This window comes from Erwinia mallotivora (assembly GCF_000590885.1).
GTDB lineage: Bacteria > Pseudomonadota > Gammaproteobacteria > Enterobacterales > Enterobacteriaceae > Erwinia > Erwinia mallotivora.
The window spans coordinates 130,338-143,485 of sequence record NZ_JFHN01000074.1; the positions used below are offsets into that span (position 1 = coordinate 130,338).

A 13,148-nucleotide genomic window follows, 5' to 3' on the forward strand; every position below is an offset into this window, starting at 1 on the left:
CCCCACTACACCGTCAATACCACACAGCTGTCCGCATCCCAGCAGAGACGCACTTCGTCTCCCCAGGTGGGCGTCCCATTGCGAAAGCGATGACCATTTTGTAACTGCGCGCTGATCATCTGCCCGCTGTGCAGCCGCACATGATAAATCGACAGATCGCCGAGGTAGGCAATGTGCGCGACTTCCCCGACGGCAAAATTACACCCGTCAGCCGGGATCTCTTCACACAGCATCACTTTTTCCGGGCGCAGCGCCACGTGAACCGGAACGCCCTCCGTCACCGAGGCATCGGAATCCACTTTCAGCGGGTGAACAAGTCCCGGACTGTCCACAATCAGGCCATCCGACTGACGTTCGCGCAGTAACCCTTCGAAAAGATTCACCGAGCCGATAAATTCTGCGCTGTAGCGCGTGGTCGGATGTTCGTAAATCTCTTCCGGCTCGCCAATCTGCACAAACTTGCCGCGATTCATAATGGCGATGCGTCCTGCCATGGTCATCGCTTCCTCCTGGTCATGGGTGACCATCACACAGGTCGCGCCAACGCGCTCCAGAATATCGACCACTTCAAGCTGCATCCGGTCGCGCAACTTTTTATCCAGCGCGCCCATCGGCTCATCCAGCAACAGCAGCTTGGGCCGCTTGGCCAGGCTGCGGGCCAGCGCTACCCGCTGACGCTGACCGCCGGAAAGCTGGTGCGGCTTGCGTCTGGCGTATTCCTGCATATAGACCAGCGTCAACATTTCTGCCACGCGACTGGCGATTTCGTCTTTTGGCAGTCGGTCCTGCTTCAGTCCAAAGGCGATATTCTGCTCCACCGTCATGTGTGGGAACAGGGCATAGGACTGGAACATCATATTGATGGGGCGCTGATAGGGTGGCACGTTGGAAAGATCCTGACCATCCAGCATAATCTGTCCTGAGGTTGGCGTTTCAAAGCCGGCCAGCATCCGCAGCAGTGTCGATTTGCCGCAGCCCGAAGCCCCCAGCAGCGCAAAAATTTCACCTTTATAGATAGTCAGATTGACGTCATCAACCGCGTGCTGCCCGTCAAACGATCGGGTCAGATTACGGATTTCCAACAGCGGCGTTAATGCCTTGCCCACTTTTGTCTGAGGGCGGGGGATTGCATCTTTCACGTCCATAATTCTCCGGCACGTAACAGCAGGCTTTGCCGTAAAAAGTAAAAATCCAGCTTCACAGAACGCGGCGCTGACTCTCTTCGCCGCCCGGTGAGAGGCTGGCAGAATGAATCATTGCCCACTCTGTCACATATCAGGCCGGCCCTCTCCCGAAACCGTCGCCACCGGACAGGGTGTTCAGCAGGCAAGAAAACAGAGGCCTGGCGGCCTCTGTTTTCTTGCGCTCAGGAGAAGATCCGTTCAGCTATTTGCCACTTTTAACTTTAGTCCATGCACGGGTACGCACACGATCCAGTTTTGGATCCTGGACTTTCAGCACAAACAGTTTTGCCATGGTATCTGGCGTCGGGAAAATAGCCGGATTGTTGCGAATGTCAGCGTTAATCAAAGGCACGGAAGCCTTGTTACCGTTGGCATAGAACATTTTGTTGGAAACGTCAGCAATCACCTTCGGCTCCATCAGATAGTTGAGGAACTGATAGGCTTCATCGACATTTTTGGCATCTTTCGGGATCGCCAGCATATCAAAGAACGCCAGGGCCCCCTCTTTCGGGATGCTGTAGGCAATGTTCACGCCATTTTTAGCCTGTAATGCACGGTTCTTCGCCTGCAATACATCTCCCGCCCAGCCAATCGCCACGCAGGTGTTACCGTTAGCCAGATCGTTAATGTACTGCGATGAATGGAAGTAACGAATAGAAGGACGCAGTTTCAACAGCAGGTCGGTGGCCGCGCCAGAGTAATCTTTTGCGTCACTGCTGTTAGGATCTTTGCCGAGATAATTGAGCACGGTGGCAAAAATCTCTTCTGGCGCATCAAGGAAGGAAACACCGCAGCTTTTCAGTTTTTCGAGGTTTTCTGGTTTCAGCACCAGATCCCAGCTGTTAACCGGCGCATCTTTACCCAGTGCCGCTTTGACTTTATCGACGTTGTAGCCAATGCCGGTGGTCGCCCACAGGTAAGGGATGGCATATTTGTTGCCCGGATCGTGCTGTTCCAGCTTTTTCAGCAGGTCAGGATCGAGGTTTTTGTAGTTAGGCAGCTTGCTTTTATCCAGCGGCTGGAAGACACCGGACTGCAACTGACGGGCAAGAAAGCTGGAGGACGGCACCACCACATCATAACCGGTGCTCCCTGCCATCAGCTTGCCTTCCAGCACTTCGTTCGAATCAAAGACGTCATAAACGACCTTGATACCCGACTGTTTTTCGAAATTCGGCACCGTGTCCGGCGAAATATAATCAGACCAGTTATAAACGTGCAGCGTCTTATCAGCAGCCGTTGAACCAGCGGAAACCGCCATCAGCACCCCAGCCACCACAGCTGACAACCATTTTTTACGTTGGTTGAACATGTTTTCCATCCTCGCGAAAAGAGATATACACAGCATCCACAGGCTCCGGTTTTTTCCACACTGGCCCTGTTATGGCTATAACAATGAATGATTATTCATCATGCTGTTAATAGAAAAAACCTATACCCACGGCGACGTTGCACGCAAAATGCAGCCACGCAAGCATAGCCGCACTCTTAACCTCAGGCCAGCCTTGACCGTAAAAAACGCCTTTTATCGATTTTTAATGCACTTTGCCTCTGGGTGATACGCCTCAGATAAGGTAAATGCCGCTGAAAATCCGGCAAAAAGCGCTTAACAGCAGCAGAAAAACGGGTGATGACACCATAAAATGCGGGGAAAAAGACAATCTTCAGGGTAACAGCAAGGGAGTGTCGCGCGTTGCGGGATAAACCAGGTCGGCAGCAGGCCAACCCGGAGGCTTCAGCAGAAAAAATTAGTGCAGCATGGAATGAGGGAAAGCGTAGTCATTACGTTCGTCATCTTCACCCATCATCAACAGGTGGTTGGCGAAGGCTTCCATCACCACCATCGAAACCTGCTCTTCGCTCTGCTTAAGAAAATGAACGAACTGCCCATAAGTCACGCCTGCCGCCACACTCAGTGACTGCATGACGATCAGTTTCGGCAGATTATCATCCTGAATATCGACAAAGGCTTTAACCGTCAGAGAGCTGGCGTTGATTTGCGACAGGTCACCCACCAGAGGGATCAGTGCGGTAGGTTTAACTTCTGCCAGTGCGGAGAACAGAATAACGTTGTCTACCAGATCGAGTTTGGCATCGAATACGCCATCGAAGTTTTGCATGTGTGGCAGGTGGAGTGCCTGACAGGTGTCACACTCAAACCAGGTGACACTTTGCAGATCCAGCCAGCGTCGAATCAGGTCGATGTCCGGGATGACGAGTGAATCCATGTGATGTTCTCATACTGCCTTAAAATTGCGCCTTAGCTTACGGAAAAACGCTGCGAAACACCATGACTGCGACATAAATATGACATCAACCAGACCTTTTCAGACAGAGTCCCGGCAACAACGGCTGATTCAGCACTGAGGGCGGTATCGACCCGCTTCAGCCTGAGAGCGGGTCTGAACCTCGTCAGAGCGGGTCGTCTGGCGTCAATATCAGTCAGACGACCGCGTTGCCCGATGGTGAATCGCCGCTCAGGTAAGAGGCTTTAGCGCGTTGCCCATCCCTGCTTATGCAGATAGTCGAGCATGAAGGGCCGACTCTCTTTGATAATGGTTTTCCGGATGTGCTCACTCCAGCTTTCGCGACGCGGGTTGCTGTCACGCGTCAGATAATACTCTTCCTGCTGGCGGTCGTAATCGTCCAGCACCTGCTGATTAACTGGCTGATAGCGATTTTCATGCATCATCATGGCCGCAGGCATACGGGGTTTTTGTTGCGGTGACTGCGCGGGCCAGCCCAGACAAAGGCCAAACAGCGGCAGGACAAATTTTGGCAATGCCAGCAGTTCTGTCACCCCGGCGATACCGTTGCGGATACCACCAATAAATACGCCGCCAAGCCCCAGGGACTCGGCGGCGATCATGGCGTTCTGGCCCATCAGTGCGGTATCAACACAGCCCAGCAGCAGTTGTTCTGCCAGCCCCAGCTGAGCCTGTGGGCAAATGTGCAGATGACGATTAAAGTCGGCACAGAACACCCAGAATTCCGCCGCCTGAGCAACATAGTGCTGGCCACCGCTCAGTTCAGCCAGCTTATCGCGCAGCGCCCGGTCAGTAATACGGATCACCGAAGAGCATTGCAAAAAGCTGGAACTGGAGGCGGACTGCGCGGCGGCAAGGATCGCCTGTCGTTGGGCATCGCTGATCGGCTGGTCGGTAAAGGCGCGAATCGAACGGTGTGAGCAAAGTAAATCGATGGTTGGGGTCATGCTTATCTCCCGAAAAAAATTTGTCGCCGCAGGCAAAAAAATCCGGCGGCATCAGTGACGCTATCTGCCACTTACTGCGGGCAGCATCAGGGCCGCAGTAAAAAGCATCAGGGTCATCAGCGCTGTGCCGGAAATGTCGTTGGCAAGGGTAGCATCTGGTGCAGCAGGCGGTAAGAAAGTTTCACAATAGCGCCGGGGGCGGCCTGTGCAGGGCATGCTGCTTAATACCGCTCTCTCACCTGTTCTCTGAAGCCCAGCCCGTGGCCCGTGCCATGTGGCATGTGGCATGTGGCATGTGGCATGTGGCACAATAATTCGGCTGCGGCGATAAGGTATAGCATGAACAAATCGTATCAACAGGTAAATCCTTCTTCCCATCACCCGGTGAAGCGGGCATGATGAGCGCCAGTAGCACTTTTTTGTGATTCGAATCACATATTTTGACCATTAAGGGGAAACGTATGTTTGCAGTCATTTTCGGACGCCCGGGTTGTCCTTACTGTGTTCGCGCCAAAGAGCTGGCTGAAAAGCTGGCCGAAGATCGTGACGATTTCAACTTCCGTTATGTTGATATTCACGCAGAAGGCATCACCAAGGCCGATCTGGAGAAAACCGTTGGTAAACCGGTTGAAACCGTGCCACAGATTTTCCTTGATCAAAACCATATTGGCGGCTGCACCGATTTTGAAGCCTACGCCAAAGAAAACCTGGGGCTGTTTCAGTAGTCAATGGCCGAACACCGGGGCTTTACGGGCCAGTAACAGTCGGGAGTCCTGTGTTGCTGGCTGAGTCTGGTCCAGTGATTAAGCGTGCTGTTGGTTATTAAACAGCACGCTTTTTAGTCTCTGTCAGCTATCTCTTATGGGCCGCCGGTTAAGCAGCCGCCAGGCATCCGGTTCAAGCAAGCAATCCGTCCTGACTCAACAACCACGCAGCAACCAATGCCGTCCGGCCTGCGCCATTCCGTGTCAGCGCCAGTGGCTAATCTCCTTTTCAGTCAGCCCCGGCCCGCATCATCCTTTGCTTATGACTGTTTTACCTTTACAGCCTCTGCCAGCCGCACCTTTCCGCGATGCCTTTCCGTTAACACCACCAGTATCCCGGCTGCGGCAATAATTGATGCGCCAGTTAGCGTTGAGGCCGTCGGCAGACTGTTAAGAAAAACAAACCCAATGATCATCGACCACACCAGCGAGGTGTAGTCGAACGGGGCCAGCAGCGAGGCATCGGCATAACGCAGGCTCATGGTAATCAGGATTTGCGCCATGCCGCCAAAAAAACCACAGCCCGTCAGCAGTAAAAGCTGCCGGGTATCGGGAATTTTCCAGCCCAGCAAGAGGGTTGCCAGGCCAATCAGCATGGTCATCAGTGAGAAGTAAAAAACAATTGCCCCCGGTCTTTCGATACCGTTAAGAAAGCGGATCTGCACCGATGATACCGCCGTACAAAGAGCCGCCAGCAGCGCCAGCAGGACACCCGCTCCCGCCGAGGCCTGAGCAACACCGCCTGAAAGCAGTGAACCGCTGTCGCTCAGATGCGCCCACAGCATCACAATAATCCCGCTGAACCCCACTACCACCCCCAGCCAGCGGGCAGCATGCACATGTTCACGCAACAGAACAGCGGCCATGATCACCGTAAAAAGCGGCGCGGCATAACTGATTGCAGTGGCGTCCGCCAGCGAGATATAGACCAGCGCCAGATAGTTGAAATACATGCCGCCCGTCCCGGAAAATCCGCGAATTAAGTGGCCAAAGATATTCCTGGTTTTGATCTGGGGATATATCCTGCCCTGCATTTTTAACCAGATCAGCAAGGGCAACAGAGCAACAAAAGAGCGAAAAAATATCACTTCTCCGGTAGGAATATTTCCGCCCAACCCTTTCACGCAGGCCAGCATTAAAGTGGCACACAGGGCTGACAATATTTTCAGCGAAACACCCATTCTGGCGTTCATCATTGACCTTCGTTATCGGTAAGTAGTGCTCTGAAAGTGAACACTATTCTGTCAGAGCCGCCTTTTCATCGGTCATATAAAAAGCGTATTGCCATACAGGGTTTACTTCTTATACAACGCCAGACGGCGCTTATATAGTCGGGCTGTCGTAACGAAAAACTGCCGCCGGTTCTGGCAACATTGTCGTCACAGAAAGCGCATTAAAAGACCCCGGAGAATGAATGATGAAGCTGAAATTCCTGTCCTGTTCCCTGCTGGCACTCCCGCTGATGGCGGCCCTTTCCCCTGCCAGAGCCGACGGACTGGCCGATATTCAGGCTCGTGGCGCACTCAACTGTGCGGTCTATTCCGATGTGCCGCCGTTCTCGTCGCCGGATGCGAAAACGCGCCAGCTGGCGGGGATGGACGTGGATTTATGCTCGGCGTTAGCCAGACAGATGGGGGTAAAACTCAATCTGGTGCCCACGTCGATTGAAGCACGTATCGCGGTGATCGCCACCGGGCGCGCTGACGTGCTGATTGCCAATCTGGCCTACACCAAAACCCGCGCCCGGCAGATTCAGTTCAGCGACCCTTACTACGTGGCGAAAGAGATGCTGGTGGTGAAAAAACCGAACGTTGATAAAACCCGCGCGGATTTTAAAGGCAAGCGCATCAGCGCCACCAAAGGCACCACCTCTGAACAGTCCATTCATCTGGCCGGGGCAAAAGCCGTGACCTTCCAGGATGCCGCATCGGCCTTTCTGGCACTGGAGCAGAACAAAGTGGTCGGTTTTGTGACCAACACCATGACGGCGGTGAAGATGATTTCGCAGGCCGGTAAAGATGGCATCGAACTGGGCATGATCAAAGATCCCATGGCGCTGGAACCGATTGGCGTTGGCATGAAAAAGGATGAACCGGCGCTGCTGGCAAAAGTGAACGGCAGCCTGAAAGCCATGGAGGACGATGGCACCCTCGGCAAAATCTGGGACAGCTGGCTTGGCCCCAATACCGAATACAAAATGGTGCGCGAAGACAAAGTTCAACCGCTCTCCAGCCTGAAATTTGAACCTCTGGAATAGCCAATGAGCACGGTGTCACACCATGCGCCCTCCCCCGGCGGTTTTATGCTGGCGGGACAGGGCGAAAAAATCAAAATCTCCACCATTGGCAGCCGCGCATGGCTGATTGAAGCACCGGGAGATTTCGATCTCCCCGCCCAGCGCCGTATCTGGTCGCTGGCGGCCACGCTGCGCAGGCACGAAGAGGTCGAATCCCTGATCCCAGGCGTCACCAATTTGCTGGTGCTGTTTCGCCAGACGCCGGAGGATTACGATGCGGCTTTCACCCTGCTGAGCACCGCGTGGGAACGAGCGCAGGCCATCCATCCACAGGGAAAAGTGATCGAAATTCCGGTGATTTACGGTGGCGAACAGGCCAGCGATCTGGATGCGGTTTGCCGCCATACCGGACTGTCGCCGCGTCAGGTTATTCAGCGCCATTCCCAGGGCTGCTACACGGTATTTTCACTGGGTAGCGCGCCCGGTTTTGGCTATCTGCACGGGCTGGACCCCACTCTCGCCACGCCGCGCAAAAAAGTCCCCTCGTTGAGTATGCCTAAAGGCACCGTGACTATCGGCGGCGCACAGACCGGGGTTTCCGCGCTGACCGGGCCAAACGGCTGGAACGCCATTGGCTATGCCGGATTGACACTGTTTGATCCTTACGCCGATCCTCCGGCGCTGATGGCACCGGGTGACCGCGTACGGTTTCTGCCAGAGAGGACTGAATGGTGAGTGAAGCGGTGATTGAAATTATAAAAACCGGCCCATTGAATACCGTGCAGGACGCCGGACGCACAGGTTTCCGCGATATCGGCGTGTCCGTCAGCGGTGTGATGGATCCGCTGGCGTTCCGGGCAGGCAATATCATGCTGGGCAATGACGAAAACGCCGCCTGTATCGAGGTACAGATGTTTCCGTTTAAGGTGCGCTTTCTCAAAGACGCCAACATTGCGGTCACCGGCGCGGACTGCCGCACAATGCTGGACGGCACGCCGCTGCCCCCGTGGTGGGCATGTTCTGTCCACGCCGGACAGGTGCTGGAAATGCAGTTTCCGCGCAGCGGGGCGCGCAGCTATCTGTGCCTCGCCGGCGGCATTGATGTTCCACTGGTGATGGGGTCACGCAGTACCGCACTGCGCGGCGGCTTTGGTGGTTTCGACGGGCGACCGCTGGCGCAAAACGATCGCCTCAGCGCCGGTAAAACATCAACCTCGCCGCTGCCCGCGGAAGGGATGGGTATCGAACCCCCAGATATCGCGCTGGCAACGCTGTTGCCCACCAGCCCTGAAGGTGTGGTGCAACTGCGGGCGATCCCCGCCGGGGAGTATGCCCTGTTTGAAGCCTGTCTGCCCCGCTTCTGGTCGCAGCCGTGGACGGTCTCCATGCACAGCAATCGTACCGGTTATCGTCTGTCGGGGACGCCGCTCATCCCCTCGAAAGTTGTCGAAATGCGCTCCTACGGACTGATACCCGGCATCGTTCAGGTGCCCCCGGCGGGTGAGCCGATTATTCAGCTGGCCGATGCCAATACCGCCGGCGGCTATCCGAAAATTGCCGGTATCATTGAAGAGGATTTGTGGCGTCTGGCACAGGTGCAGCCCGGTCAGCGCATCCAGCTGATTAAAAGCGATGCCCGCGAAGCTGTCCATGTTGCTGAGCAGACCAACCACTGGCTGACCCGCCTGCGCGACAGCTTTATGCCGGTGAAAAAAGTGATGGGATATTGATATCCGCGCTTAACCGCCAAAAAAAGCACTGCCCGCCAACATTAATCATGCTGGCGGGCAGTTTTCCTCGTCGGGCCGGGGGGGGTTATTTCAGGGCCGCACAAAATTCCGTAATCCTGTCACAGCCCTCTTCCAGCATTGCCATGCTGGTGGCGTAGGAAAGGCGGAAGTACGGACTCATGCCATAGGCTGCGCCCTGCACGGTGACCACGTGTTGTTCTTCGATCAGCGCCATGACAAAATCCGCATCGTTACTGATATAACGCCCGCCTGCGGTGGTTTTACCGATGCAGCCGGCGATATTGACGAACAAATAAAATGCCCCCTGCGGTTTGTGGCAGCGTAGCGTCGGGACGGCAGACAGACGCTCCAGCACGTAATCCCGCCGCTGACAATAGATGGCGGCGCGTTCTTTCAACAACCCCTGCGGGCCATTCAGCACGGCAACGGCCGCCGCCTGGGTCAGCGTGGTGACGCCGCCGCTGTTTTGCGTATTGACGTTGCTCATGGCGTTGATCAAATCCTGCGGGCCGCCGCAAAAACCTAAGCGCCAGCCGGTCATGGCCCAGGCTTTCGACACGCCGTTGACCGTCAGCACGCGGTCCTGCAAAGGTGGCTCAACTTATGCCAGCGTGTGAAAAGTCACGCCGTCATAAATCAGATGTTCATAAATATCATCGCTCAGGATCCATATCTGCGGATAGCGCAGCATCACCTCGCCAATCGCCTGCAACTCCTGCTGCGTTGCCACAGAGCCGGTCGGGTTGCTCGGGTAGTTCAGCAGCAGCCATTTGGTTGCGGGGGTTATCGCTGCGGCAATATCCTGCGGATACGGCTTGAAATTATTCTCTTCCGGACAGGCCACCGGCACCGGAATGCCGCCCGCGAATTTAACGATGTCTGCGTAGCTGATCCACGACGGCGTCGGGATCACCACTTCGTCACCCGGATTGATGGTGGCGAGCATCGCATTGAAGATAATCTGCTTCGCCCCGCCAGCGGTCAGGATCTGGCTCGGCTTAAAATTCAGGTGGTTATCACGCTGAAATTTAGCGGCGATGGCCGCACGCAGCGCCGGGGTGCCATCGACAGGAGGATAACGGGTGTCGCCAGCCAACGCTGCGGCGTGGGCCGCTTCGGTGGCATGGGACGGCGTCGGAAAATCGGGTTCTCCGGTGGAAAGTGCGATAACGTTCACGCCTGCCGCCGCGAGATCGCGGGCCTTTTGCGTCATGGCGACAGAGGCAGAAACAGAGACATTTTTTAAGCGATCGGCGATATCAGGCATGGGGCTGGGGTTCCAATTTTTTATCGAAGGTGAAAGACGGACAGTGATAAGGCATTACCCGAAAAAGAGTAATAAGGAAGCGTCCCCCCGGACCAATAGCGCTTTAGTGTGGTGACATAACACAAAGCAATGGCTGAACGCAGGAAAATAGGATTTTGCACCAGCGCAGTGCAGGGAGAGCTGATTTCTTTTCCGCCAGCCGCTGATAATGCACGGCAGTGCCGGAGAGGCATGGAGGTGAAATCAGCAGAACCAGCAGCAGGCGGGGAATAAATTGGCTGCTGAGGACGTGTTGGCACTCATCTTGCTGTGTCCTGATAACTGCTATCAACGCCTGTTTCTGCCATGAGGACGCCATCGTGAATCTCCGCCGCCTGAAATATTTTATCAAGATTGTCGATGTCGGGAGCCTCACTCAGGCCGCAGATATCCTGCACATTGCACAGCCTGCGCTCAGCCAGCAGCTGGCAACGCTGGAAGGCGAAGTGAATCAGCAGTTGCTGATCCGCACCAAACGTGGCGTTACGCCAACCGAGGCAGGCAAGATTTTGTATATCCACGCCCAGACCATTTTACGCCAGTGCGATCAGGCGCAGAGCGCCATCGACCGCTCGGCGCTGGCCCTGTCCGGCAGCGTCTCCGTTGGTCTGGCGCCCGGCACCGCAGCCCAGCAGCTGGCGTTGCCGCTGATGGAGGAAGTTCACCGGCAGTATCCCGGCATCGTTTTGTATTTTAATGAAAATTTCGGCACCACCCTCAGCGAACTGATTATGAATGGCCGGATGGATATGGCGGTGATTTACGGTAACCGCGAAATTCATGGTTTGCGTTTTATGCCGCTGATGAAAGAAGAGTTGTACTTTGTCTGCCCGCACACCCTGAGCAAGCCGCTGAAATCAGTCAGTCTGGCGCAGGTGGCAAACTACGATCTGTTCCTGCCACGCATCTACAACATCATGCGCAAAGCCATTGATGATGCCTTTGTTCATCAGGGACTGACTTACCGGGTGAAATGCGAAATCGAATCGCAAACCACCCTCAATGCCGCGCTGGCGGCAGGTTCCGGCTGTACCATCATGCCGGAGTCCGCTGCCCGTGCCATGCTCAGCGCCGCCGGTTCGTGGATGGCGAAAATTGATAATCCTGATATTCAGGTCGCGCTCTCATTTTGTATGTCCGACCATCTGCCTCTTTCCCAGCCCGCAGAAGCGGTGAAGGCAATTCTGCTCTCCCTGATGGCTAACCGCACGGTGGATAACCGCCCCCTGACGCTGGTCGGGTAATAAGCCTGTCTTATTGCCGTAAAGCGAAATCCTCTTTCCTGACGGTCGGCGTGCCACGTTAGAGTGCGTTTTCTGCCCGTACGGCGGGCCGTTTTTTCGTCGCCAGCCTCGGGAACACTCGCTGTCTGACGGGAGAGACATGGAAAAAAAAGCACCAGAATTCAGAGCACTACGCGATATTGCCCGCAAGATGCGTCAGTCCGGTCTGAGCGAGATTGCACTCACCGGCAGCGGCTTTCGCATCAGCATGAAATGTGCACCCGGTTGCCCCGTCGTCTCCTTACCCTCGCTGCCGGAAACGGTGCCTGACCTTCCCGCAGCGGAAAAGCTTTGTGCGCCGTTTCCCGGCATCGTGCTGCTACAGCATCCCCTGAACAACCTGCCATTTACTCAGCCAGGTGCAAAAGTCGAAAAAAATACCCTGCTCGGATTGTTGAAAGTGGGGGGGATTTATCTGCCGCTGCGCAGTCCGGTGCGGGGTACGGTTGAATCTATGACGGTGCAAAACGGTGACGGCGTGGAGTATGGCGCAGAAATTTTTACCTTACGTCAGGAGGCGCTGGCCGCATGAAATTTATCGATCTCAACGCCGATATTGGTGAAGGCTTTGGCGATTACACCATAGCTGATGACGCCGCACTGATGCCGCTGATTACCTCTGCCAATGTTGCCTGCGGTTTCCACGCCGGAGACGCGGTCATTATGGCGAATACCGTCGCGCTGGCGAAAAAGTACCAGGTGGATCTCGGCGCGCACGTTGGTTTTCCCGATCTGGCCGGATTTGGCCGTCGCCGGATGCATATCGAACCGGAGGTGATGGCCCATTACGTCACCTATCAGCTGGGTGCTCTTTCTGCGTTTGCCAGAGCGGCCGATTATCCGCTGACGCATATGAGTTTTCACGGCGCGCTGGGCAATATGGTTTCGGAAGACGCCGCACTGGCACAGGTGCTGTTGCAGGCCGTCAGCAACTTCGATGCAAAAATGATCGTCAGCACCCTGCCCGGTAACGCCGTCGAGTCTGCGGCGCGGGCGCTGAACCTGCCGGTGGTCTGCACCTTTCTCGCCGACCGGGCTTATGAGAGCAACGGCCTGCTGGTCAGCCGGTCGAAACCGGGTGCGGTAATTCATGATAAAGAGCAGGTGCGCACGCGCGTGCGCCAGTTGCTGCGGGAAGGCACGGTAGAAAGCATCGACGGCATCACCCTGCCGGTCAATGCCACCTCGATCCTGGTCCACGGTGATACGCCGGAATCTCTCGGCATGGTGCATACCCTGCGGGAAATTATTGCCGAAATGGGCATCGTGCTGATGCCGCCAGGCCAGCAACAGCGCCAGCTGACAGAGGAAAAAGCGCGGTTATAAGTCGCGCTTATCGCCTCACAGGGTTTATGTCTTATCCCCTCAGAGCATTACTGGATAGAGTCAGAAAACACGCCACCGGCAGAA

At 55.4% G+C, this 13,148-nt stretch carries 12 protein-coding genes and 1 pseudogene; 7 read left to right on the forward strand and 6 right to left on the reverse strand.

All coding sequences use genetic code 11. The features are described 5' to 3' along the window. Positions 1-5 precede the first annotated feature (5 nt). The 4 genes from potG to nfsA form a co-directional block, all read right to left on the reverse strand. A complete protein-coding gene (gene potG / locus BG55_RS19860; protein ID WP_152542867.1) occupies positions 6-1,139 on the reverse strand; it encodes a putrescine ABC transporter ATP-binding subunit PotG in 1,134 nt (377 codons plus the stop codon). Between the two features lie 247 nt (positions 1,140-1,386). After that, entirely contained in the window at positions 1,387-2,496 is a 1,110-nt protein-coding gene (gene potF, locus BG55_RS19865; RefSeq protein WP_034941361.1) for a spermidine/putrescine ABC transporter substrate-binding protein PotF, read from the reverse strand. A gap of 436 nt (positions 2,497-2,932) precedes the next feature. After that, positions 2,933-3,412 carry a YbjN domain-containing protein gene (locus tag BG55_RS19870; RefSeq protein ID WP_034941268.1) on the reverse strand — a complete coding sequence of 160 codons (480 nt, stop codon included), beginning with the start codon at positions 3,410-3,412 and terminating at the stop codon, positions 2,933-2,935. 263 nt (positions 3,413-3,675) lie between these two features. Further along, positions 3,676-4,398: an oxygen-insensitive NADPH nitroreductase gene (nfsA, locus tag BG55_RS19875; protein WP_034941271.1), complete on the reverse strand. Its 723-nt coding sequence runs from the start codon at positions 4,396-4,398 to the stop codon at positions 3,676-3,678. Positions 4,399-4,859: 461 nt separating this feature from the next. On the opposite strand from nfsA, the gene BG55_RS19880 reads away from it, so the two are divergent. Continuing rightward, on the forward strand, positions 4,860-5,123 hold the full coding sequence (locus tag BG55_RS19880) for a GrxA family glutaredoxin (protein WP_034941273.1): 264 nt from the start codon (positions 4,860-4,862) through the stop codon (positions 5,121-5,123). Positions 5,124-5,422: 299 nt separating this feature from the next. Here BG55_RS19880 and BG55_RS19885 read toward each other — a convergent pair whose 3' ends face one another. Then, positions 5,423-6,355: a DMT family transporter gene (locus tag BG55_RS19885; protein ID WP_034941275.1), complete on the reverse strand. Its 933-nt coding sequence runs from the start codon at positions 6,353-6,355 to the stop codon at positions 5,423-5,425. A 224-nt stretch (positions 6,356-6,579) separates the two neighbouring features. Between BG55_RS19885 and BG55_RS19890 the strand changes: the two genes are divergently transcribed. The 3 genes from BG55_RS19890 to BG55_RS19900 are packed head-to-tail and all read left to right on the forward strand — an operon-like array spanning position 6,580 to position 9,128. Next, positions 6,580-7,419, forward strand: a complete 840-nt coding sequence (locus BG55_RS19890) for a transporter substrate-binding domain-containing protein (RefSeq protein ID WP_034941363.1) — start codon at positions 6,580-6,582, stop codon at positions 7,417-7,419. Between the two features lie 3 nt (positions 7,420-7,422). Continuing rightward, the gene (gene pxpB, locus BG55_RS19895) at positions 7,423-8,133 is read left to right on the forward strand and encodes a 5-oxoprolinase subunit PxpB (RefSeq protein WP_034941276.1); all 711 of its coding nucleotides are present in this window, start codon (positions 7,423-7,425) and stop codon (positions 8,131-8,133) included. An 8-nt stretch (positions 8,134-8,141) separates the two neighbouring features. Then, on the forward strand, positions 8,142-9,128 hold the full coding sequence (locus BG55_RS19900) for a 5-oxoprolinase subunit C family protein (protein WP_200871652.1): 987 nt from the start codon (positions 8,142-8,144) through the stop codon (positions 9,126-9,128). 85 nt (positions 9,129-9,213) lie between these two features. On the opposite strand, the pseudogene BG55_RS19905 reads toward BG55_RS19900, so the two are convergent. Then, a pseudogene (locus BG55_RS19905) lies at positions 9,214-10,416 on the reverse strand (pyridoxal phosphate-dependent aminotransferase). Between the two features lie 359 nt (positions 10,417-10,775). Between BG55_RS19905 and nac the strand changes: the two are divergent. From nac to BG55_RS19925, 3 genes are all read left to right on the forward strand, one after another. Next, positions 10,776-11,699 carry a nitrogen assimilation transcriptional regulator NAC gene (gene nac, locus BG55_RS19915; protein ID WP_034941280.1) on the forward strand — a complete coding sequence of 308 codons (924 nt, stop codon included), beginning with the start codon at positions 10,776-10,778 and terminating at the stop codon, positions 11,697-11,699. Between the two features lie 139 nt (positions 11,700-11,838). Continuing rightward, on the forward strand, positions 11,839-12,270 hold the full coding sequence (locus BG55_RS19920; RefSeq protein WP_034941283.1) for an acetyl-CoA carboxylase biotin carboxyl carrier protein: 432 nt from the start codon (positions 11,839-11,841) through the stop codon (positions 12,268-12,270). Beyond that, positions 12,267-13,064, forward strand: coding sequence for a LamB/YcsF family protein (locus tag BG55_RS19925; RefSeq protein WP_034941286.1), 798 nt, complete (start codon positions 12,267-12,269; stop codon positions 13,062-13,064). The genes BG55_RS19920 and BG55_RS19925 overlap by 4 nt, the downstream gene beginning before the upstream one ends. Positions 13,065-13,148: the final 84 nt, after the last annotated feature.